Origin of the sequence: Sinorhizobium sp. CCBAU 05631 (assembly GCF_002288505.1) — a bacterium.
Classification (GTDB): Bacteria; Pseudomonadota; Alphaproteobacteria; order Rhizobiales; family Rhizobiaceae; genus Sinorhizobium; species Sinorhizobium fredii_C.
The window spans coordinates 583,086-604,572 of record NZ_CP023065.1; the positions used below are offsets into that span (position 1 = coordinate 583,086).

The following is a 21,487-nucleotide window of genomic DNA, read 5'->3' on the forward strand; positions in this document are numbered from 1 at the left end:
GTCAGGCTAACCTACATCTTATCGAGACTCGATCGAAGCCCCCTCTCGGTAGGACTGGAGGAATTCCTGCACTTTCACCGGTTGACCCAGCCGGACGCTTTCGATCGCTGAGAATACGAGCGCAACAGACTGGAGATTTTCCCAGACGTTGGTTGCCATCGGCGGGCCGCCGTCGAGCCATTGACAAAATTGCTCGATCAACAGGGTATTCTGCCACTTCTTGCCGGGTAGCAGCGACACTTGCTGACCTTTTCCTTGCCGGCTGGCCTGTCGAAGCCGCATCGGGTAACGGTGAAATACCTCAATCTCACGATGGTCGAGGATAGCCGTCCCGGTTTCCCCTTCCACCCGAACATATTCGAAGGCCCAATCGTTAAGCCCCGTGGCTTGTGCCGAAGACCCTTCATAGACACCATGAGCGCCGTTCGCAAAGTCCATCGATACTATGGCGTCTGTGTCGCCCTTGTAATCCGCCCATTCCGGCTTCCACGTACGGGCATAGATCGACGTGCAGGGCGCCCCGGCTAGATCGGCCATGATATCCAGGTGGTGTACGGCGCCCTCTATCAGCATGGGATGCATCATTTCGTGGCGAAAGCGCCCCCAGGAATCATAGACGCGGAAGTCTCCGGCAAAACGACACGATACCGTATTGACACGGCCGATGGCGTCGGCGCTGACGAGCGCTCTTAGAGTCGATTTGTCCTGATCAAACCGGTGGCTCATCGTCACTCCCATGTTAAGGCCGGCCATTCTCACTTTCTCAGCGATGCGGACGGAGGCCTCCATGGTGTCGGCGATAGGCTTCTCGGACAGGATGTGCATGCCGCGCGCAAGGGCCAGGTCGACGATCCCCTCGTGCAGAGCTGGCGGAATGACGATGGTGCAAAAGTCTGCATCCACCATCTGGAAGGCTTGCGCGGCCGAGGTGAAGCACTGTTCGCTCTTCAAGCCGAGATGCTTACGGCCGGTTTCAAGGGCCGTGGCATCGATGTCGACGAGGCCGACCACCTCAATCATCCCGTCCGCCATGTTTGGCGGCAGAAACGTGTCGCACCAGCGCTCTCCGAAGCCGCCGGCGCCGATATGCAGGACCTTATACGTCATTGATGTTCACCTCCAGGTAGGCATCGCTTGGCGCACATGGCGGATCAAACCCGCTCGGGTCGCACATCGGCAGGCCCGTGCGTGTGCTCCCAGAGATGACCGAAGCGCTTCCTGCCCTCGAGCGTCGTCTCGAAATATGCGCCCTTCACATCGGTCCGCACATGGGGAAGATCATGATGGTGGCCCATGCCGATAACGACGCAATCACCGACCTCGACCTCGAAGCTGCGTGAGCCGACGACGACCGTCCCCGCCCCCTCGATAATTACCCAGTATTCGTCGCAGTCGTGATAATGCGAATCGAAGTTCGTCGACTTGGGATAAATGACCGGATCCCCCCTGACCGGAACCGGGGTGTCGGGGCCGAGCTTGAACACCCCGCATCCGCCGAGTTCGTTGCCCCATCTGCCATAAAAAACGAGCACTTGTGCGGCCCCTTCTCCGGCATCCGCGGTGAAGGGACCATTGGCCCCATCCATGTCGAGGAACTGGCCTTCACTCAGAACCTGCGCTCCCTCGGCGCTCCTCACGCGGCACGATCCGCTCGTGACGAGCAGACGTTGCTTTTCGGCGGCAAGCGGAATCGGCAAGGGTTGATCGGTCAAGTCAACGAACTCGAAGTCGGTGAGTTCGCACCAGCCCGGCGGCTGGTCTCCACTTCGAAAGATGGTCATCTGCTTGCGTTCCCTTCTCACGGTCAGGCCGGCTTGCGGCGGATCGCTTTGAAGGCGAGCGTCTGCGACTTGATCGCCTCTTCGGTCGGCAGCCGCTCCATGCTGCTGGCGCCATAGAAACCGTGGCAACCGGGGCAGGCATCGAGAATGAAGCGCGCGTCCTGCGGATTGGCAATCGGGCCGCCATGGCAAAGGATGATGATGTCGTCGCGAATTTCCCGCGCCGCCTTGATGCACTGGTTGATGAGGGCGACGCAGTCCTCCATCGTTTTGCCTGATTGCGCGCCAATCGCTCCACCGGTCGTCAGCCCCATATGGCAGACGAGAATATCGGCACCGGCCTTCGCCATCGCCACGGCGTCTTCCGGGCTGAACACGTAAGGCGTCGTCAGGAGATCGAGGTTGTGCGCCTCAGCGATCATCGCGACCTCTTGGGCATAGCTCATGCCGGTCTCTTCGAGGTTCTGACGGAAAAGCCCGTCGATAAGACCAACCGTCGGGAAGTTTTGCACGCCGGCAAAGCCAATCTCCTTCAGTTCGCGCAGGAAGGTCGGCATGACGACGAACGGATCCGTGCCGTTGACACCGGCAAGCACCGGCGTGTGCTTGACGACCGGCAGAACCTCGCTCGCCATGTCGACGACGATCTGGTTGGCGTTGCCGTAGGCGAGAAGCCCGGCGAGCGAGCCGCGGCCGGCCATCCGATAGCGGCCGGAATTGTAGATCACGATCAGATCGATATCACCGGCTTCCTCGCTCTTGGCCGAAAGGCCCGTGCCGGCGCCGCCGCCGATGATCGGCTCGCCGGCGCGGATCTTATTATGGAAACGGTCGATCAGTTCAGAACGAGTGGGACGCTTGACAAGAGTATCAGTGCTCACGAAGGGCCTCTTTGAAGTTGGTGACAAGGAGTTCCGCAAATTGCGGATCATTGATGTGAAGGGGAACGCGGATGAGTTGCCGCTTGGTCGTCCGGCGAAGGGTGCGCTCGAGCGCTGCGAAGAGCGCGCTATCTGCTTCAGGATCGTGGAAGGGCTGACCGGGCGCATCGATCGCCGAGACACCGAGCTCCGGGATCAGGAAGCGGACCGTCCCCTCACAGAGGTTCAGCCGTTCCGCGATCCATTCGCCGATCCTGTTGCACTCCTCAGGGGTCGTGCGCATCAGCGTGACCTGGGGATTGTGGACATGCAGACGGCGCGAGCGAAATTGGCTGGGGACGGTGTCCAGCGCCCCGAAATTGACCATGTCGAGTGCACCGCAGGAGCCGATATAGGGCAGTCTGGTCCGGGCGAAGGCACCGAAGCGATCGGCCGTACAGGGGAAGACGCCGCCGACCAGATAGTCGCAGACCTCCGTCGTGGAGACATCAATCCCGCCGACAAGCAGGGCGGAATCGGCGAGCTTCTCGAAGGACTGGCCGCCGGTTCCGGTGGCATGAAACACCAAGCAGTCGAAGTCTGCCTCGAGCGCCCGGGTGACCGCCTGGACGCAAGGGGTCGTGACACCGAACATCGTCAGCCCGATGGCCGGCCTCTCGTCCTTGGCGGCGCTAACCTTGTTGAGGACCATGCCGGCTACGGAATGGGCGGCGTTGGCGAGGACCACCCGAGAGATGCGGTTGAGCCCGGAGACGTCCGTCACCGAGTACATCATGCTGATATCGGTCGGTCCGACATAGGGGGCGACATTGCCTGAGGCGACGGTGGAGACGAGCACTTTCGGCGTGCCGATCGGCAGTGCCCGCATGGCCGGCGCGATCAGCGCCGTGCCGCCGGTCCCGCCGGCGCCGATGATGCCATCGACATCCGCACGCGAGCGGATATATTCCACCAGCGCTTGCGCCATGGCGGCGACCGCCTTGCCGCGATCCTTGAGCTCCTCGGGCTTCGGGGGGTTCGGGTGGAAACGGGCGACCTCGGACGGCTGAACGTCGACATCGGCGGCTTGGCTGTGGAACTCCGAGACGGAAACATCGACCAGGACGGCGTCACAGCCGGTCGCGCGGATTAGGTCGCGGAGATATCTGAGTTCGCTGCCCTTGGTATCGCAGGTCCCGACCACATAAACTCTGTTCATCTTTCTCCTTCCGGCTTTCGCCGGCCTCCTCGCTCTTCAAAAACCTTGTCGTCGGCGCCGGAGCAAATCAATTGGCGGGAGCTATCCACTTGGGTAAGATTGGGTAAGTCCGTCACAGGGATACCCAATGACATCGCCTTCCAAGCTTCGCCCCATCCCGATCGTCACCGGTTTAGCCGCCGATGCGCCGCCTCAATCCGTGACGCTTTACTGCCCGGCTTGTGAGGGCCTCGAGAAAAGCACATTTGACAGCCTTGTCCTGCTTCCGATCCATGATGCCAACGGTTGTCTGCTCTCCGGGCTCGGAAGCGGCGTTTCCTGGCCGAGTGCGTTGTTTGCGGGCGTTCTGGCGCTCGACCCGTTCCGCCGCCATGCCGACATCTTGAAAGCGCTCGACAGTGCCGGATGCCACGGCGTCGTCAACTTCCCGAGCGTGACGGCGATCGACGGCGAAATGCGCATCAGCCTCGAGGACTTCGGGTACGGGGTGAAATCCGAACTCGCCCTGTTGCGTGCGGCGGTCGTCAAGGGCTTCAGCGCTCTCGCCGTGGTCGACAGTTTCGGGATGGCGCAGGAAGCGCTCGCCATCGGCGTCAGTGGATTGATCGCGGCGCGGCATGCCAATGAGGCCATGCTGGCCGAGCTTTCCGAGCTGGGACGGGAAACCCTGCTCGGACTGTTTCGACTTCCAGACGCGGTGAGCAAAACTTGAGCCATGATCAACCGGTGATCCGTTCGCCGGTCGCGGGGTCGAACAGATGCGTGCATCCCGCCTTGGGCGCGAGCCAGATCTTCTCGCCCGGACGGACGTCGACCCGGTCGCGCAGCACTGCGACAAGCTCACGCCCGCCGACCGTGACATAGAGCTGGGTCTCCGAGCCGGTCGGCTCGACGACGACCACTTCGGCCGGAATGCCGCTCTCTCCGAGCTGCAGGTGCTCCGGACGAATGCCATAGGTGACCTCGGCGCGCTCGGCGAGCCTGTTTGCAGCATCGATCGGCAATACCACGCCTTCCGGCGTCTTCAGGAGCGGGCTGCTCGCCGTCGTCACCGTCGCCGGCAGGAAATTCATCGAGGGCGAGCCGATGAAGCCGGCGACGAAGATGTTCGCCGGGCGATCGTAGAGTTCGAGCGGCGTGCCCATCTGCTCCACCCGTCCCTCGTTCATGACTACGATCTTGTCAGCCATGGTCATGGCTTCTATTTGGTCGTGCGTCACGTAAACGGTAGTTATCTTCAGCCTTTGGTGAAGCGCCTTGATCTCGGCCCGCATCTGCACCCTTAGCTTGGCATCGAGATTGGACAGCGGCTCGTCGAACAGGAAGACCTGCGGGTCGCGCACGATTGCCCGGCCCATGGCGACGCGCTGTCGCTGGCCACCGGAAAGCGCGCGCGGATAACGATCCAGCAACTTGCCGAGCCCGAGGATCGCCGCCGCCTTGTCGACGCGTTCATCGATCTCGGCCCGCGGGCGTTTGCGAAGTTTCAGCGCAAAGCCCATGTTTTCCGCGACGGTCATGTGCGGGTATAGCGCGTAGTTCTGGAAGACGATCGCCATGTCCCGCTCCTTGGCGGGGCGATCATTGATTACGTCGGCTCCCATCAGGAGGTCGCCGCCGGAGATCTCCTCCAGTCCCGCCAGCATGCGCAGAAGCGTGGACTTGCCGCAGCCAGACGGTCCGACCAGCACGACAAACTCCCCGTCCTCGATCCTGAACGAAAGCTGAGGGATGACGGTCAGAGCGCCATAGCGCTTGGTGACATTGCGGATAGTTACATCAGTCATATTCTGCTCGGCCTTTCTGCGAAGAATTGTACCAACCATGCCTGTCACTTGACGGAGCCCATGGTCAGGCCTTGCACCAGGTAGCGCTGCATTATGAAGGCGAAGACGATGACCGGCGTCGACACCAGGAACGCCGCAGCACCGACAGCGTCCCACTGCACGCCGTACTGGGTCCTGAAGCCGAGCATCGCAAGCGGCGCCGTCGGGCTCACCGAGGTGGTCAGGATGAGGGCGAAAAGAAACTTGTTCCAAACGGCGATGAACACGAACACCGAGGTGGCCAGCATCCCGCCGAGCACCAGCGGCAGCATGATCTTGGTGAACACCTGCCATTCGCTGCAGCCGTCGGAAATCGCCGCTTCGCGCAGCGTCGGATGCACTTCCATGAAGAAGCTGCGCATCAGCCAGATCGCGAAGGGAATGTTGACGGCGACGTTGATGATGACCAGCGCCTGGTAGGTGTCGAGCTGGTGGAGGCGCGTCGCCAGCAGATAGACCGGAACGCCGATTGCGATGCCCGGAATGATGCGGGCGACCAGGATCGCCACCAGAAGCGCTCCGCCCCGCTTGCTGATCTGCGCCAGCGCATAAGCCGCAGGCGCAGAAACCCCGATCACCAGCACGACGCTTAAGATCGTCACCACGGCGCTGTTGATGATGTATTTCTGGAACCCGGTCACCTCGAACAGGTGCCTGAAGCCGGCGAGCGTCGGCTCGAAGATGAAGCGCGGCGGCATCGAGATCGTGTCGACGCCATGCCGGAAGCCGGTCAGCACCATCCAGGTGTATGGAAACAGATAGACAAAGGCGAGCGCGCACCAGAAGAGGGTCCAGAGCAGCTTGCGGGTGGTGCGGCTGGTGTTGGATGAAATAGCCATGCCTCACCTCCCCTAGTGGCGGTTGACGCTTGCGCCGCGGAACAGGCGCCAGATCAGGGGCGCGCTGATCGCGAGAACGAAGACGACATAGATCCACGAGATCGCCGTGGTTCTGCCGATATCGAAGACCTTGAAACCGGTGTTGTAGGCGTAGACGCTGAGCGTCGTCGTGACATTGCCCGGCCCGCCGAGCGTCAACAGGAAGATCTTGTCGAAGTCGGCCATGACGCCGATAATGCGAAATGCCGCGGCAATCATGATGTAGGGGACGAGATGCGGCAGCGTCAGGTAGCGGAAGACCTGGAGCGCATTGGCGCCGTCCGCCTGCGCGGCGCTCACCGTGTCGCGGTCGAGGGACTGCAGCCCCGCCAGAATGATCAGCGTGAAGAACGGCGTCGACTGCCACACGTCCACGATGATGACGGAGGCGAGCGCCACGGTGAGGCTCAGCCACGGTACCGGCTCGAAGCCGAGGGTTCCAAGCAGATAGTTGAAGACGCCGGAATCCTGCTCATAGAGCAGCTTCCAGAAGATGCCGACGACTGCCGGCGTGATCACCATCGGGATCAGCATCAGCGAGCGAAAGAGGCCGCGGCCGAAGAATTCTAGGTTCAAAAGCACGGCGAAGAGGATGCCGAGCGCGCATTCCAGCGAGACCGCGACCACGGCATAGATCAGCGTCACGCGGATCGACGCCCAGAACTCACTGCTCCTCAAGACATCGGTATAATTGAGAAGGCCGATGAAGTCCTGATCGCTGCCGGGAACGACGAGAGACCAGCCGGTGAGGCTGTAGTAGAACGAGTAGACCAGCGGCACGCCGAGCACCAGCAACATGATTGCCGCAGCAGGCAGCGTGAACCACACCACAGTGCTGATGCGGATGCGGCGACGCCGGCGAACCGCCACTGCGCCCCGTGGAACTGTTTGAGAGATTGTCATCAGGTAAACTACTTGCAGATTTGCCGTTGTAAAGGGGGGGCAGACGGGGAGGAACGCCTGCCCCCACGGAGCGCGACCTCAGGTTTTGAGATAGCCGCGGCGCCGCATGAAAGACTCGACCTTGCCCTGAAGATCGCTGGCCGCCTGTTCCGGCGTCCTGATCTTCGCCACCGCCGCATTCACCTCATCATAGATCATGATGTGGACCTGCTCCGCTTCCTTGATCGGCGGATATTCGGCGACGTCGCCCTGCAGACCGGCAAGCACAGCCGGTCGGTTCGGAGCCTGCTTGATCAACTCCGGATCCTTTAGCGCCGAGATGCGTGCCGGAGCCCCGCCAATAAGACCCATGCGGCGAACGATGTCGGCAGATGTGAGCCATGCGACGTAAAGCTTGGCGGCATCCTTTGACCGAGAGGCATCGTTGACGCCCATCGACCAGCCACCCAACAGTGAAGCTTGCGGCATCGGCGACCACCCGATTTTGTCGTGGACCTGGGACCTCTTCGGGTTGAGCAGATCGCCGAAAGCTCCGGGCCACATCATCGACTGCCCCGACTGGCCGGTCGACAGGCTGTTGAACATCTCCGGGAAATCCCAGGCAAGATTGCCGGGAGGGCTGACCGCCGCCAGCTTCTCTACCAGGAACTTCATGGTCTTGACGCCCGCTTCGCTACCAAAGGTCGGCGCGCCGGAAGCATCGAAGTATTCGCCGCCCATCGACTTGAACACCATGATCCAGGTCACGGTCGTTTGAATGCCCTTGCCCGCCGGCATGGCGTAGCCGAATTGGCCGTTGCCGACGAGCTTGGCGCCGCGCTCGACGACTTCGTCCCAGGTCTTCGGTGCGGCGTCAGGATCCAAGCCCGCGGCCTTGTAGGCCTCCTTGTTCCAGACGAACAGCGTCACATCGCCGAGTGTCGGCAGACCGATGAGCTTGTTGTTGGCACGGCCGTAGATTTCGAGTGCTCGTTGCGGATAGTCGTCAAGCGCGAGATCTGGCGCACCCTGAATTTCCTTCGGAATATTCGCAAGATCGGCGCAATAGGGTTCGATCTCGAATTTCCACTGATAGGCGAAGTTGAAGACGTCGAAAGACGCCGCACCGCTGGTTAGATCGAGGATCAGCTTCTGGTACTGCTCGTTATAGGACAGGTTGACGTATTCGACGGCGATGCCGGTCGCCTCGGTGAAGTCTCGGCTGACCGTAGCCATCGCTTCGAAGGCAGCACCGGTCGAGGCCAGCGCTCGGATCTTCTGCCCCGAATAGGTTTTCGGGAGCGAGGCGGCAGCATCTTGCGCGAATGCGCGGGTGAGGCTGGAGCCGAGGAACGGCAAAGCCGCCAGCCCAGCGGTGAATGTACGACGTTTCATATCTCCTCCTTGCTGAAGCATCTGCGGCCCCCTCGACCGCCTTCTCCTCTCGCTCCATGTATGATGGCTTACGGCACCCCCATGACGCATTCAACGCCGATGAGCCCTACGATTGAGTAATATTGGGTAACGGTCGGGCCCTTTGAGGAAGTTCAATCACCAAGGACAAGGCAGGCGGAGTACGAGGCGAGCGTCTGAGATGCGCATTCATCCGCGAGAGCCGAACACTTATCGAGTGGGCGCGCGAAATGGGTTGCGCGGAATAGCAACGGGGGAGCAACGGATCCGAACATAGGAGCGCTCGTGTGCGGCGTAGCTGGGAAAAACTTTTCGATCGTCAGCGTCTCTTCGATCTTGACGACATTGAAACGGCTGATCGATCATCCTTCGTAAAGGGCGCTTATCGCATCACTTTTCAGCGCCTTTTTGCTGGCGGATGAGGGCATGCGGGACGGAATAGAAGAAGCTCTTGCACTCGACATGGTAATCCGTCGAGACCCGCGCCAAGCGCCATTCGGCGAACTCGTAGTCTTCGGCGGGCAGGCTTGCGAGTGCCGGGCGTTCGACCGTCTCGAAGAGGTGCCGGCGGCTGACGCCGCCGGCACATGACATGATCGTTGATGCGCGCGAGCACCTCGGCGATCGCGGCATTGGCCTCGGCGAGCGAGAAGAAGGTCTGCTTGCGGAGGCGTCCGAGCATGCAGCTCTGGGCAAAGCGCACGGCGTTCTCGAGCTTCGCCTTGTCCTTCGGGCGGCGCGGCCGGGCCGGTAGGACGCCGACGCCGTAGTGGGACGCCATCATGCCGTAGCTGCGGTTGATCTCGGGATCGTGGAAGTTGGCCCGGTTGACGCCGGACTTCAGGTTGTCCGGCACGATCAGCCGGGGCACGCCACCGAAGAAGGCGAACATGCGCACGTGCGAGCCGATCCAATCCGGGAGCGTCTGGGTCCAGGTCGCCTCGGCGAACGTATAGCTCGACGCGCCGAGCACGCCGACGAACAGTTCCGCCTCGCGAACCTCGCCGGTCTTGCGATCGACGATTGGCACCCTCTTGCCGGAATAGTCCATGAAGGCCTTGTCGCCAGCGGCGTGCTCCTGGCGCATCGTCGGCGACAAGCGCTGCTCGAAGAGGCGGAACAGTTCGCAGAAGCGGCTGTAGCCGTATCCGTCGGGATGGACGCTGCGATATTCCTCCCAGAGCATAAGAAGCGTCACGCCCGGCTTCTTCAGTTCGATGGAGAGCTCGGCCCAATCAGGCTCTTGGCGTCGCCGTTGGCCCTGCTTGACCCCGGCGCGGGCGAACAGCCGATGCTCGAGCGCCTCGTCGGTCAGTTCGCCAGGCAGTGGCCAGGTCAGGCCCGCCAACGCCGCACGCTTCAGGTTATCCTGCACGGTGCTGCGCGCAACACCAAGCATCACCGCAATCTCGCGGCTGCTTTTCCGCTTCCGCCAAGCCGGAGCATTTGTCGTAATTGTCTCATGGTCAGCCTTCTCTTCGCCGGCATCAAAATCTCCTCGTGTACCCGGAGGCTTGATGCCAAAGTTGCTGACCCAGGGGGTATCGTTAGAGCCGAAAACCGGCCGGTAATTGATTGGAATCGTGGCCGGCTTCAAATCGGAACGGTGGCCGGATATTGATCGGAATGCCGGCCGGCTTCACGTCGGAATCCGCACTTGAACCGATCAGGGAATTTATCGACGATCCGAGGGTGGCGGAAATCGCCGTCAACAAACCGGGCGATGTATATGTGGAACGGTTTGGCGCCATGGAGCATCATCTAATCGTCGCCCTGATGGGTGATGAAATCCAGAACGTCGGCGAGCGTGTTGCGGCCGCGACGAACCAGTTCATCAGCCGCTCGAAACCGATCCTCAGCGCCGCGCTTCCGACCGGCGAGCGTATCCAGATCGTCTTGCCGCCGCGCGGCACCCGAAGGTGGCTCGATCTCGATCCGCAAGCAGGTGGTCAATAACTTCACGCTCGAGGAGTATCGCGACAACGGTTCGCTCGTTAAGGTCTCTGTGGCCGTCGGCGGCCTCAAGCGACATCGATCGCGAGTTGATAGGGCATCTGCGCGCAAATCGGATAATGCTGTTCACCTGATCCCGTCGAGGGGCGACCAGGGGCGCAGCGGACGTGACCATTGCCGCCGCTTTGAGAGCGCGCTGTTCCATATCGAGGTTCTGTTCGAGGGTGGAAACTCTTGCATATCCGGTCTTCTCGCCCATCATACCCCGTTGCGTAATGGAGCATGCTTATGCAATCCTGCCCGGATACGCGGCTCTAGGCAGCTGATTTCATTGCGTTTTCTTCGGCCTGTGCAACGCGTGCATAAACGATCGTTTGCGCAACGCTCAAATGCGCGTAGTATCCCACGCCCGAGAAGCAGCGATTAGGTGTATGACTATGATGAAGGCGATCTGGCCAGAACCTTCGGACCCGGAAAGCATGATGGAAGCCGCGATTGACCTGTTCGGCGACGAGGCAGCCACTGCCGTGGCGCATTGCGGTCTTGAGGCCTGGACCGACGGGCGAGCAGACGATTTCGCATTCTGGGTCGACATTTTCCGCAGTCTGACGGGGATGCCTTCGGCCGGCGCCGGAAATTAAGCGGACTGGTCGGTGCGGCGCCTGTCCGTCGATAGCCATTGATTTTGCGCGATGCAGGCTGCTTCGGCCTCTTGCGGCGCAGCGCCCGCGGCATTATATCCGTTGTAACTTGTTGCAGCTTCGTGTGCAGAATATCTAATTGAGCGCGATTAGGTCTGATTGGCGTGCGTTGCGTCTCATTAGCGTCCATTTCCTGCAGCGTTTATCGTTTCGTATTGACTTGTGCGCATGCGTGGCGCATACATAAATTACTCCGGCGTGACCGATTAGATATTATGGTTGCGCCGGCATACAAAGGGCTCCCGCGGGAGCCCTTGCTACTTTTAGGGTTGGGGGATCTTTGGGGCGCTCTGCTATTTTCGTCGACGCGGGCTATCTGTTCGCGCAGGGGAGCACTGCACTCACCGGTAACAAAGTCGCTAGGGCGAAGTTGTCACTCTCGGCGAGGTCAGTCATTGAGGAACTGAAGGCGTTCTGTTCCACGAAAGCCCCTACTGGGTCACTGCTGCGCATTTACTGGTACGATGGAATAAGACCGGGTGCAGCGATGAGCGCTGATCAGACTGCCATCGCCGACATGGATGACATCAAGTTGCGCCTCGGTTTCATTAATGGGCAGGGGCAGCAAAAGGGCGTGGATTCGCTTATCGTGACTGACTTGATAGAGTTGGCACGGCAAAGGGCTATCTCTGAGGTGGTGCTGCTGTCTGGCGATGAAGATGTCCGAGTCGGCGTGCAGATTGCTCAGAACTATGGGGTTCGGGTTCATTTGCTGGGCATTCATCCGGCGCGAGGATCGCAGTCGCCGACCCTTAGACAGGAAGCCGACACCACCTCTGAATGGGACAAGCTCACCGTCGAAAAGTTTCTGTCGCTGCGGTCGGTTCACCAGCCTGCAATGACCGCTATAGCGGCATCGCCCGCCAAAGCGGCGGTACCCGCCGCAGAAACTGCCGATGATGATAATGGACTTATTATTGCTGCCGCGTGCTCTTTCGTCGCAGATCTCCAAGAGGCCGACCTTCAGGCAATTGAAATCTTCTGGAAGGATAACAGGGGAGTTCCCCCCGAATTCGACGGCAGGCTCCTGGCCCAGACGGCTGAGAAGATCAGCAGGCGTTTAGAGAAGGCCGAGATGAGAGTACTCCGTTCCCGGTTTCGAGAGGAGGTCACAAAGCGACGAGAAGGGTAGAGTTGCCTGCTGAGAACATCACTGTGAATAAGCAGAAGGCGAAATCGATTTTAAGCGGAATGTAGGTGTGTTTTGCTAGATTTAATGCTCACACGGCGAATGCATCATCCGCGCCACACAATACCTCTGGGCGAATTTCGTTGCCTGCATCATCAAAGGCATAAAGAAGGGATACTCGGGTACCATTCCAAACGTAGCGGTAATGGACTGTCTGAATCGTTCGGCCAAGAACGTCGCCTCGGAGTACCGCAATGCAAATGGCTGAGGGCCGCTCCGGCGGATGATAAATCACGCCGTCCGCGCCTTCGGGCACCGAACCTCCCAATCTCCAGCGTTCCTCGCACGATAGATCGATCGGATACTTTCGAAAATCGATGAACCGCCCGCTCACCGGTGTCTTGAGCAATCGCATATCGAGGCCGATTGGCGCTTCCTTGGTTCGCGACAAGAAGGCCTGACGACGCTCGACAGACATAGCGAGCGCGGTCTGACGATCGTCTGCCAATTCCAGTGCCGGGCGACTACCGTCGAAAAAGCGGCTTCCCTCCGGGTTCAGGTACTTGAAGGGAGCCAGGTTCCAGTTCTGCAGCCTCGGCGCCCTCGGATCGGTATGAGCGGATAGCAGCCGGCTCTCCGACTGGAGACGCGGATTCGTCTTGTTCTCTATTTCGACAAGTGCCTCGATCTTGTCCTCGCTGACCAATCCCTCGTACACCGCGACTGGCGGGAACCGTGACGGAATTAGCCGATAAAACTCGTCCTTGATGGCGACCTCATCCATTGTCATCCGCCACGCTGAGCATCGAGGTACTGGCGCACTCTGTAGATATCGACAACCCTCCCCTGCAGCATGGTGTCGAGTGCGCTTGCTCCATCGAAGAAATCGTTGGGTCGGCGAATCCAATCGTCGGCGCGCTCCTCTATGGTAAAGAGAATTCGCAGTGCCTTCCAAATGCTGAGAATGTGCGACAGGCGCTCAACCGTGTCGGCGGGCAACGTGCCGCCCTCCTTCTTCCACTTGAAGAACGTCGACCGACCTGGAGATCCCAACAGCTTGATCTGATCGTCGGCAGACAGACGCCACCGGTCGGCAATGCGGAAGAACGCTTCGAGTTCTGCAGGGACTCGAGCAGAATCGCTGCTTGGAGATGACCCTCGAACTGGTTCTGTCATAAAAATCTGCTCCTAAGTCCAAGTGTGTACTTGAACAACGAATGAGTCCATTCTTATATAATCCATATCTGGACTCATCCAGAATTTTAATCCGGAATTGGGCTCCGTCAAGAACGGAGGCCTGTATTGTAGGGAGATACTCATGTCGAATACGAATAAGCCGGGCCGGGAAGGTCATCCTGAACACCCCGACGTTCCGAAGGGGCCGCCCAGCCATACTCCGGGTCGCCCCGATGGCCCGCCAGTGCCCTCTCACCCCCCGTCCCACCGGCCGGTCGGCTGACGGAGGTGAACGTTCTTAAGCGCGGCTCGGATCAGGACAATTGGTGGCAGGCCTATCCTGGCTTGTATGCCCGGGAGTTGGCGGCCTATGAGGGGCACGGCGCCTCTCACCGGCCGTTAATCCAACAGGACGGCACCTTGATCCTCGAGGTCCTTTGGCCGATGGACAGTGGCGGGTCCATCCGACTTAATGTCGGCTACTCGCCGCTGCATCCGTTCTGCCGACCCTCGATATCCGCGCCTGAACTGCAACTCGAGCGGCATCAGAATCCCTTTACGAGGGATTTGTGCCTGCTGACGCAGGACTCTGCCCAGTGGTACCCCCATCAAATGGTCGCGGACTTCATAGCCGAGCGGTTATCGCAGGTCCTGCAAGTCATGACACTGCGGCGGAACGAGCAGTGGAGTGAGGCAGCCAGCCTCGAAGAACAAGCTCCCGACCCTGTAACGCCATATCATATGCATGTTGCCGAGGACGGCGGTCTTTTTTGATGGGCAGCGGCCCGTTCCAAATGCCCCCCTCGGAACCGCAGTTTTCCTGCTCCAGGACCGCCTGGAGCGAGGAAGGTCTCCACCGTTTCAAGCCATTCTGAGCAAAGTGGAGCCATTGAGCGGCACCTGGATGGCGAAGCCCTTCGATCTCCCGAAACGGGCCGGCCCATGGAAAAACGTCATCGGGCGCTGGATACGCCTGGAGCCGCCATTCCCCGAGGCCCCGGAGGAGATTTTGGCGGCGGCCGAGAAGGCGATAGAGCGACAATCGGCCCTCTTCCCCGCTCACCTGAAGAAGCTCGGATCAATTGCCGACGACGATCTATCGATTACCGCCGTGGTTTTTCAGGAGGAGCTTTCCTACGGCCCTGATAACAAGGGCAACGGTTGGTTCTTTCTCGTCAGTCGGCACGTGCCTGGCAGCCGCCGGCGACAGGTTTCCTTGGTGCGCGGATACCGTCTGTCGAGCGATATGCTCTCGCGACTGCCTGTCGCGAGTGCTTTGAAAAGCAAAAAGGTTGTTCTCGTAGGGTGCGGCGCCATCGGCAGTTTCGCTGCAGTCGAGCTTGCGCGCTCAGGCGTCGGTCAGCTGACGATCATCGATTTCGATCTCGTCGAGCCTGGCAACACGGTCAGATGGGCGCTGGGTCGTTCGGTGTGGGGCCTGCCAAAGACGACCGCGCTGCACGATTTCCTCTATCACAACTACCCTTGGACAAATGTCGGGCGTGGACACGCTAAAGTGGGCTCAGCAATCTCGAATGTGGACGACGTCCGCAAACTCGAGGGGAATCCCATGCGTTGGCTTCGAGCATTGATCGAGGACGCCGACATTGTGGTAGACACTTCGGCCTCGACCGAGTGTCAGGGCGCCTTGGCCTACATGTGCCGTAGCATAGGAAAGCCGTACGTACTCGGCCACGCAACCGAAGGCGCGGCCGGAGGCGTTGTGGCGAGATTCAAACCGGGAGCCCCGGGTTGTTATGTCTGCTTGCAGCAGCATTGGTCCGGCAAGACGCTCCCGCTCCCAACTATTGACAGCTCGGGCACGATAGTTCCGACCGGCTGCAACGCGCCAACGTTCACCGGAGGCGCCTTTGACCTGCAGGAAGTGTCGATGGAAGTTGTACGCAGCACGATCGGACTGCTCGCCCCGGACGTGTACGATTCGGGTGACTGGCACCTTTCCATTCTTGATCTGACCGAAAATGGCCGCCGCATTCTCCCGCGGTGGAAAGCCGAGACGATCGCACCACATTCGAGCTGCAGCTGCGGAGCGTCACAGGGATGACAATTTGGTTGGGGCGCGACGCAGCTCAAGTAATAATCGAACAGGCCAATATATTCTTTCCGCTCGAGACCGGCGGTGTTCTCCTCGGTTGGAGAGATGGCGAAGATCGGGTTGTCGTTGATATTGTAGGTGCTGGCCCGAAAGCGCTGCATGGTCGCCATACTTTCATTCCGGACCACTCATGGCAGGTCGAGCAGATAGACGAAGCATTCAGGAACACCGCGGGCGACCTCGACTATCTTGGGGATTGGCATTCCCATCCGGCTGGGGTCGCCGCAATGAGTTCCGAAGATCGATCCACACTCAGACGCATTTCGCGACGAGTTCGCCACCCTATAATGGTGATCGCAGCTGGCCGGAATGCGAATTGGACATTCGGAGGTTGGATGCAGTTGCGGCCGCGACTCTTGCGCCGTTCCGTCGCGGAGTGTCAGCCAATTCAGTACTTTGCCGTGCCTTCTGAATGGCCGCGAGCTCCTCTTTCAGCCGAGTGACGAGCATCCTCGGTTCTCCCGCTCAGATGACAAGCCGCGCGCCCTACCCGCCTTGCGTTCGGCGTCGTTGTAGAAGCTGGCCGCCTGGGTACCGACTTGTGCAGCGACTGCTGGCGGACAGCGGAATGCCGCGGTTATCCAAGCTCCCTCGTCCCGCTCACTGATCACTCTATGGCGCCGGTTCCTGTAAACGTCAAACAAGAGACACCTGCTGTCCATTCTGTCGTGTCCGCGACACAGCGCTCGCCTGCTGAGATCAGGCGCCACGCATGCACGTCATTGAACAATATACAGAAAGTCTCTTCCCATAAGTTTGTGCAAGCTGGCACAACATTTGATGCTCCTCTGTCGCATGCGTCTGGAGATACCGACCCCGGTGGGGATGGATAGCTTAGCGGTCGTTTGAGAGAGGCAAAAAGCAGATGTCCTCGTCAGCTCATATACGAGAACGCGCGTGCCAGGCTCACCACCTCCCGAAAATGCGCCCGCCGTACTTTGGACCTGTTTCGGGGCGTCCGGCTGGAGGATGCTACTGATGAAACAGCGGCGAAATGAAATGAAGGTGCTTGATCTGGACTGCTTTGATCGTAAGTTGCCTTTGATTTGTGACCTGGATGGCACACTGATAAAATCAGACAGTCTTCACGAGAACCTGTTTGATGCCTTCTTCCATTCCCCGCGGCAGTTGCTTCGCACGATTCCAAACTGGTTTAAGGGGCGCCCGGCCCTGAAGGAAGCTCTGGCGAAAGTCCGTTCGGTTGAGCCGCAGGCGCTTCCCTACCGTGAACAGATGCTTGAACTGATACGCCGCGCGAGATCTGCCGGGCGTGAAACCTATCTCGTTACGGCAGCTGATCAGAGCATAGCAGATGATATCATTTCTCATCTCGGCGGTTTCGACGGTGCCAAGGGGAGTAGTGGGTCACTGAACCTCAAGAGCCGGCGCAAACTGCATTGGCTTCAGGAGAGCTTTCCAGAGGGATTCATCTATGCAGGCGACAGTGCCGCCGACCTGCCGATCTGGGAGGCGGCTTCCGGAGCCGTTCTGGTTGGCGACGGAGTAAAGTTCGAAAGCAAACTCCGTGAGGCTGGCGTCGAGGTTAGGACGCTCAGTCCTGAAAAAAGACATCCGGTGAAGGATTGGCTTTCTGAACTCAGGATACACCAGTGGTCGAAAAATGTGCTGATCTTCGTGCCTCTGTTTCTCGGCCGCATTGCGGACGACTTCCATGCCGTACTGAAAACGACGTTCGGTTTTCTCGCTTTCGGCCTGATTGTTTCGGCAACCTATATTATCAACGATCTGGCTGATCTGGAGGCGGACCGGGCGCATGCGACCAAACGCTTCCGGGCAATCGCTGCAGGCCGAATCAGTGTCATGAACGGCTTTTTGGCGTGTCTGGTTATGCTTGCTACAGGCATTGGGACGGCCCTCCTTTTGGACCATCAATTCGCGCTGGTTGCTTCTGTCTATCTCGCGCTGACACTGGCCTATTCATTCCGCCTGAAGCGTGTTGCGTTACTCGATGTGACAGTTATTGGGGCGTTATTCACCTTAAGGATTGTCATGGGTCAGGTGCTGAACGGCCTGGCATTCTCCCCTTGGCTTTTTTCGTTTTCAGTAATGTTCTTCATTTCGCTGGCTCTGGCAAAGCGTCATGTGGAAGCAATGCGCGCGTGCTCAAATGGCAAGGACACCATCGAAGGGCGCGGATACTTGCCTGGCGACTGGCCGCTAACCTTGGGCCATGGCCTTGCGTCCGCTTCGGCCTCGATCGTCATCATGCTGCTTTTCCTCGCACTCGAGCCCAGAGTGACGCACCTATATCATAATCCAGCATGGCTTTATGTTGCGCCGCTCGGCGTTTCCATTTGGCTGCAAAGGATCTGGCTCCTCAGTCATCGTATGGAATTGCACGACGACCCTATTGTCTTCGCGCTCAACGACAAGACCAGCTGGTTTATCGGCGCCCTCATCGCGTCGGCGTTCGTGATGGCCATGTGAAATTAAGCAAATGCCAATATGCAAGAGATAACCCCTATAACTTTGAATGCGCCGCTCGTACTCCTAACTGGAGCTGCCGGCTGGTTGGGCGGGCGGGTGGCGGCCGCGTTGACGACGGGCCTGCCGGATGCAGGACTTCTCGCAAACGGAAGCTTCCGGGTAAGGGCCCTCGTGCCTACGGGAGAAGACATATCTGAGTTGCGCAAACAGGGCATGGAAATCGCGACAGGTGACCTTCGGGAGATGCAGTCCGTCCGCGCGTTCGTCGCCGGCGCCGAAGGCGCCGTTCTCATTCACATGGCAGGTATCATTCATCCCAAAAATGTTGCCCAGTTTGAAGCAATCAACACACAGGGCACGATCAACCTCGTTACTGCAGCGCAAAAGGCAGGTGTGCGGCGCGCTGTCGTCATGTCGTCGAATTCGCCGGTCGGCTTCAATCCTCACTCGGACCACAGATTCACGGAGGAAAGCCCCTATGATCCCTATGCGGGATACGGCCGCTCCAAGATGCTGATGGAACGGGCACTGCGTGCGGAAGTGGCTGCTGGCAGCACTATGGAGATTGTCATCGTGCGCGCGCCCTGGTTTTACGGTCCCAATCAGCCTCCAAGACAAACGCTTTTTTTCAAGATGGTCAAAGAAGGTAAGTTTCCCATTATTGGATCAGGGCGGAACCGCCGATCCATGGGTTACACTGACAACCTGGCTCAGGGCATTCTTCTGGCCGCAGTTCACGAGCGGGCTGCGGGAGATATTTTCTGGCTTGCAGACGAGACGCCCTACACCATGAACGAAATCATTGAAGTCGTTGGAATGGTCCTGCACGAAGATTTCGGCATGACGGTAAAGCCCAACCCTTTCCGTCTGCCGGACATCGTAGGCGGCGCCGCAACGATACTTGATGCTACCCTCCAATATGCCGGGATCTATCACCAGAAGATCCATGTGCTGTCGGAAATGAACAAGACAATTGCCTGCGATATCACCAAAGCCAGAAAAGTGCTCGGATACGCCCCGAAAATTGCGTTGCGCGAGGGCATGCAACGTTCGGTCGATTGGTGCCTCAAAAACGGTCAGTCATTCTAGTCAAGCTTGCCGAGGAGCTGTGAGGCCGTCAGTGCTGGTGCAAACTTCTTCAATTGTCTCCAGCGCACTTGTTTCAAGTGCTATAGGATATGCCATAGGTTGGCCTGTTTCGAAGTATTTTGACAGCAACACCACGATGCGCCTGCTTCTGTCGCCGGTCATCGGACTTGGGATATTCGGCGCCGCAGCCGTTTCCATTTTTCATTTTTTACCCATTACAGCGATCAACCTGATCCTGATCGTCCTTGGTTTGTCCGCTGTCGCATTCTGGCTCTCGAAAGGCACCATAGACCCGCTCCTGCGATCGCCTGCGAGTCCCGGCTTTTGCTGGTTCACTGTTGCGTTTCTCCTCTGCCTTTTGCCAGCTTTCGAGATCATTCCGCAGCATTATGGAGGTAGCGTCGGCGTCGGTCACCCGATCTGGGACCATGCAAAGATCGCGATCGTAAATGAAATCGCTCAAAACGGATTGCCTCCCGCCAATCCATTCCATTCCGAAGCCGGATCTCCCAACACCCTAATTTACTACTACGTCTGGCTTTTCATAGCCGCCTGTTCATCCGTGATAACAGGCGCAACCGGCTGGGAGGCCGACATCGCTCTTACCGGCATGACCGCGCTTTTCTCCACGTTTGTCGTAACTTGGCTGGCTGTGGCGCGAAGCAGAAGTGCATATGCCGCTTGGTGGGTACTCCCGCTCTTATTCGTCGGTTCGCTTAAGCCAGCCGTGCGATTTGTCTTCGGAAAGTGGCTCGACAAATGGATGGCACCCGAACATGGCCTCCAAACGTGGATTATCCAGGCCCCCTGGGTACCCCAGCACGTCTTTTCCGGGACGCTGGCCCTGATTGCCATCATGGCATACCTGCGAATTTTATATTCCAACGCCGGGCGCAATATGGCTCTGGCAGTATTTATGGGCGCAATCTTGGCTTCTGCTTATGGGAGCTCGATGTGGGCGGGCGGCTTATCGCTGCTTTTGATATTACCCCTTGTGGGGGCGCTGTCGGTCTCACATGTGCTAAAGGTCAAACGGCTTCTGGAGGTTCTCATTTCACTTTCGGTCACAGTCGTCATAACCCTACTCTGTGCAGCCGTGCTTATTCGCGAACAGTCCGCTATATTACACACTAGGAAGGTCGTGGAGTTTTGGATTTTTCCCATTTTTGCCGGCGATTATTGGTTTTTGGACATTCCAGGATTCTGGCTTGTTCTGGTCTTTCTTGAGTTCGGAATAATATATTTATCATTCCTCATCTGGAGTTTTGCCAGACCCTCTGACGACAGTAAGCGATACGCACACATTGACTGCGCTTTATCTGTCTCGGTGCTAGCGCCTCTATTTTGTACACAGATACTCCATAGCGTAATTATGTACAATGATTTAGGATGGCGTGTACTCATTCCATCTATGCTTGTCATGACTGCGCTGACTTCTGGGCTTTTCTCCACAACTATCGGCAAAGGCACGCTAGTTGGGCGCCTCACAACCATAACAGCTATTATTTTACTCACCCCCTCAATTTTGGTTGGCGCCAAGTCTGTCTATTCGAACACCTTCAAATTCCAGGTCGAAGGACCTGATTCAGAAGAAGGCACTGCTTTCAAAGCATCCCCTGAGATGTGGAAAGCTGTCCGCGAGGTAACGCCTCCGAATGAAGCGGTGGCCAACAACCCGCTTGATCTAGCAAGTGTGACCTATACACCGGGAAATATCTCCTGGGCAATTTTGTCTCAGAGACGACATTGCGGAACCACGCTAGATTTTTTGCGCGCCTATGCTGCTCAACTGACGCCTAAAAAAGCATCAGAGATCTATAATTTCTTCGTACGCGCTTTCGCCGGCCTGGCAACAGAAGACCATCTTAGAATTATGAAGGAAAAATATCGTTGTAGAACTCTTGTAGTCACTTCAAGAGATGGTTTGTGGGGCAAACCGGTGCTGGACAACAATTCAGTCTACAAGCTTGTTTCCGAGAAGAAAGGCAAGTGGCGCATTTATCGATAGTTCCCCTG

At 58.5% G+C, this 21,487-nt stretch carries 18 protein-coding genes and 2 pseudogenes; 9 read left to right on the forward strand and 11 right to left on the reverse strand.

What is annotated here, in order from left to right; genetic code table 11:
- Window positions 1-18: 18 nt before the first annotated feature.
- From SS05631_RS29430 to SS05631_RS29445, 4 genes are read right to left on the reverse strand one after another with little or no spacing between them, the layout of a single operon-like run.
- Entirely contained in the window at window positions 19-1,107 is a 1,089-nt protein-coding gene (locus SS05631_RS29430; protein ID WP_095678156.1) for a Gfo/Idh/MocA family oxidoreductase, read from the reverse strand.
- A 44-nt stretch (window positions 1,108-1,151) separates the two neighbouring features.
- Complete coding sequence (locus tag SS05631_RS29435; RefSeq protein WP_172900211.1) at window positions 1,152-1,781, reverse strand: cupin domain-containing protein; 630 nt, start codon at window positions 1,779-1,781, stop codon at window positions 1,152-1,154.
- 23 nt (window positions 1,782-1,804) lie between these two features.
- The gene (locus SS05631_RS29440) at window positions 1,805-2,662 is read right to left on the reverse strand and encodes a phosphoenolpyruvate hydrolase family protein (RefSeq protein ID WP_095678158.1); all 858 of its coding nucleotides are present in this window, start codon (window positions 2,660-2,662) and stop codon (window positions 1,805-1,807) included.
- A complete protein-coding gene (locus SS05631_RS29445; RefSeq protein ID WP_095678159.1) occupies window positions 2,652-3,860 on the reverse strand; it encodes a Tm-1-like ATP-binding domain-containing protein in 1,209 nt (402 codons plus the stop codon). The genes SS05631_RS29440 and SS05631_RS29445 overlap by 11 nt, the downstream gene beginning before the upstream one ends.
- Before the next feature lie 127 nt (window positions 3,861-3,987).
- Here SS05631_RS29445 and SS05631_RS29450 point away from each other — a divergent pair, with 127 nt between their 5' ends.
- Complete coding sequence (locus tag SS05631_RS29450) at window positions 3,988-4,572, forward strand: phosphoenolpyruvate hydrolase family protein (RefSeq protein WP_037427621.1); 585 nt, start codon at window positions 3,988-3,990, stop codon at window positions 4,570-4,572.
- A gap of 7 nt (window positions 4,573-4,579) precedes the next feature.
- Here the strand turns inward: SS05631_RS29450 and ugpC are convergent, their stop codons facing one another.
- From ugpC to istA, 5 genes and pseudogenes are all read right to left on the reverse strand, one after another.
- Entirely contained in the window at window positions 4,580-5,647 is a 1,068-nt protein-coding gene (gene ugpC, locus SS05631_RS29455; protein WP_037427619.1) for a sn-glycerol-3-phosphate ABC transporter ATP-binding protein UgpC, read from the reverse strand.
- Window positions 5,648-5,691: 44 nt separating this feature from the next.
- Window positions 5,692-6,525 carry a carbohydrate ABC transporter permease gene (locus tag SS05631_RS29460; protein ID WP_037427617.1) on the reverse strand — a complete coding sequence of 278 codons (834 nt, stop codon included), beginning with the start codon at window positions 6,523-6,525 and terminating at the stop codon, window positions 5,692-5,694.
- A gap of 12 nt (window positions 6,526-6,537) precedes the next feature.
- Window positions 6,538-7,467 (reverse strand): sugar ABC transporter permease, encoded by a 930-nt coding sequence (locus SS05631_RS29465; protein ID WP_095678160.1) that lies wholly within the window; start codon window positions 7,465-7,467, stop codon window positions 6,538-6,540.
- A 78-nt stretch (window positions 7,468-7,545) separates the two neighbouring features.
- Window positions 7,546-8,841, reverse strand: coding sequence for an extracellular solute-binding protein (locus tag SS05631_RS29470; RefSeq protein WP_037426523.1), 1,296 nt, complete (start codon window positions 8,839-8,841; stop codon window positions 7,546-7,548).
- A 426-nt stretch (window positions 8,842-9,267) separates the two neighbouring features.
- Window positions 9,268-10,347: pseudogene (gene istA, locus SS05631_RS29475) on the reverse strand (IS21 family transposase); the annotation flags it as partial.
- 138 nt (window positions 10,348-10,485) lie between these two features.
- Between istA and SS05631_RS29480 the strand changes: the two are divergent.
- The 3 genes and pseudogenes from SS05631_RS29480 to SS05631_RS29490 form a co-directional block, all read left to right on the forward strand.
- Window positions 10,486-10,931, forward strand: a pseudogene (locus SS05631_RS29480) (ATPase, T2SS/T4P/T4SS family); the annotation flags it as partial.
- Between the two features lie 318 nt (window positions 10,932-11,249).
- Complete coding sequence (locus SS05631_RS29485) at window positions 11,250-11,453, forward strand: hypothetical protein (RefSeq protein ID WP_234818709.1); 204 nt, start codon at window positions 11,250-11,252, stop codon at window positions 11,451-11,453.
- 340 nt (window positions 11,454-11,793) lie between these two features.
- On the forward strand, window positions 11,794-12,645 hold the full coding sequence (locus tag SS05631_RS29490; RefSeq protein ID WP_162109184.1) for an NYN domain-containing protein: 852 nt from the start codon (window positions 11,794-11,796) through the stop codon (window positions 12,643-12,645).
- Between the two features lie 88 nt (window positions 12,646-12,733).
- Here the strand turns inward: SS05631_RS29490 and SS05631_RS29495 are convergent, their stop codons facing one another.
- Window positions 12,734-13,426, reverse strand: coding sequence for an RES family NAD+ phosphorylase (locus SS05631_RS29495; protein WP_037426520.1), 693 nt, complete (start codon window positions 13,424-13,426; stop codon window positions 12,734-12,736).
- A gap of 2 nt (window positions 13,427-13,428) precedes the next feature.
- Complete coding sequence (locus SS05631_RS29500) at window positions 13,429-13,818, reverse strand: antitoxin Xre/MbcA/ParS toxin-binding domain-containing protein (protein ID WP_037426517.1); 390 nt, start codon at window positions 13,816-13,818, stop codon at window positions 13,429-13,431.
- 288 nt (window positions 13,819-14,106) lie between these two features.
- Between SS05631_RS29500 and SS05631_RS32360 the strand changes: the two genes are divergently transcribed.
- From SS05631_RS32360 to SS05631_RS29525, 5 genes are all read left to right on the forward strand, one after another.
- Window positions 14,107-14,592: a hypothetical protein gene (locus SS05631_RS32360; RefSeq protein ID WP_244412405.1), complete on the forward strand. Its 486-nt coding sequence runs from the start codon at window positions 14,107-14,109 to the stop codon at window positions 14,590-14,592.
- Between the two features lie 115 nt (window positions 14,593-14,707).
- Complete coding sequence (locus SS05631_RS29505) at window positions 14,708-15,883, forward strand: ThiF family adenylyltransferase (RefSeq protein ID WP_244412403.1); 1,176 nt, start codon at window positions 14,708-14,710, stop codon at window positions 15,881-15,883.
- A 1,029-nt stretch (window positions 15,884-16,912) separates the two neighbouring features.
- Window positions 16,913-18,382, forward strand: coding sequence for a UbiA family prenyltransferase (locus tag SS05631_RS29515; protein ID WP_244412401.1), 1,470 nt, complete (start codon window positions 16,913-16,915; stop codon window positions 18,380-18,382).
- An 18-nt stretch (window positions 18,383-18,400) separates the two neighbouring features.
- Entirely contained in the window at window positions 18,401-19,471 is a 1,071-nt protein-coding gene (locus SS05631_RS29520) for an NAD(P)-dependent oxidoreductase (protein ID WP_037426511.1), read from the forward strand.
- Window positions 19,472-19,502: 31 nt separating this feature from the next.
- A complete protein-coding gene (locus SS05631_RS29525) occupies window positions 19,503-21,479 on the forward strand; it encodes a hypothetical protein (RefSeq protein WP_244412399.1) in 1,977 nt (658 codons plus the stop codon).
- Window positions 21,480-21,487 lie beyond the last annotated feature (8 nt).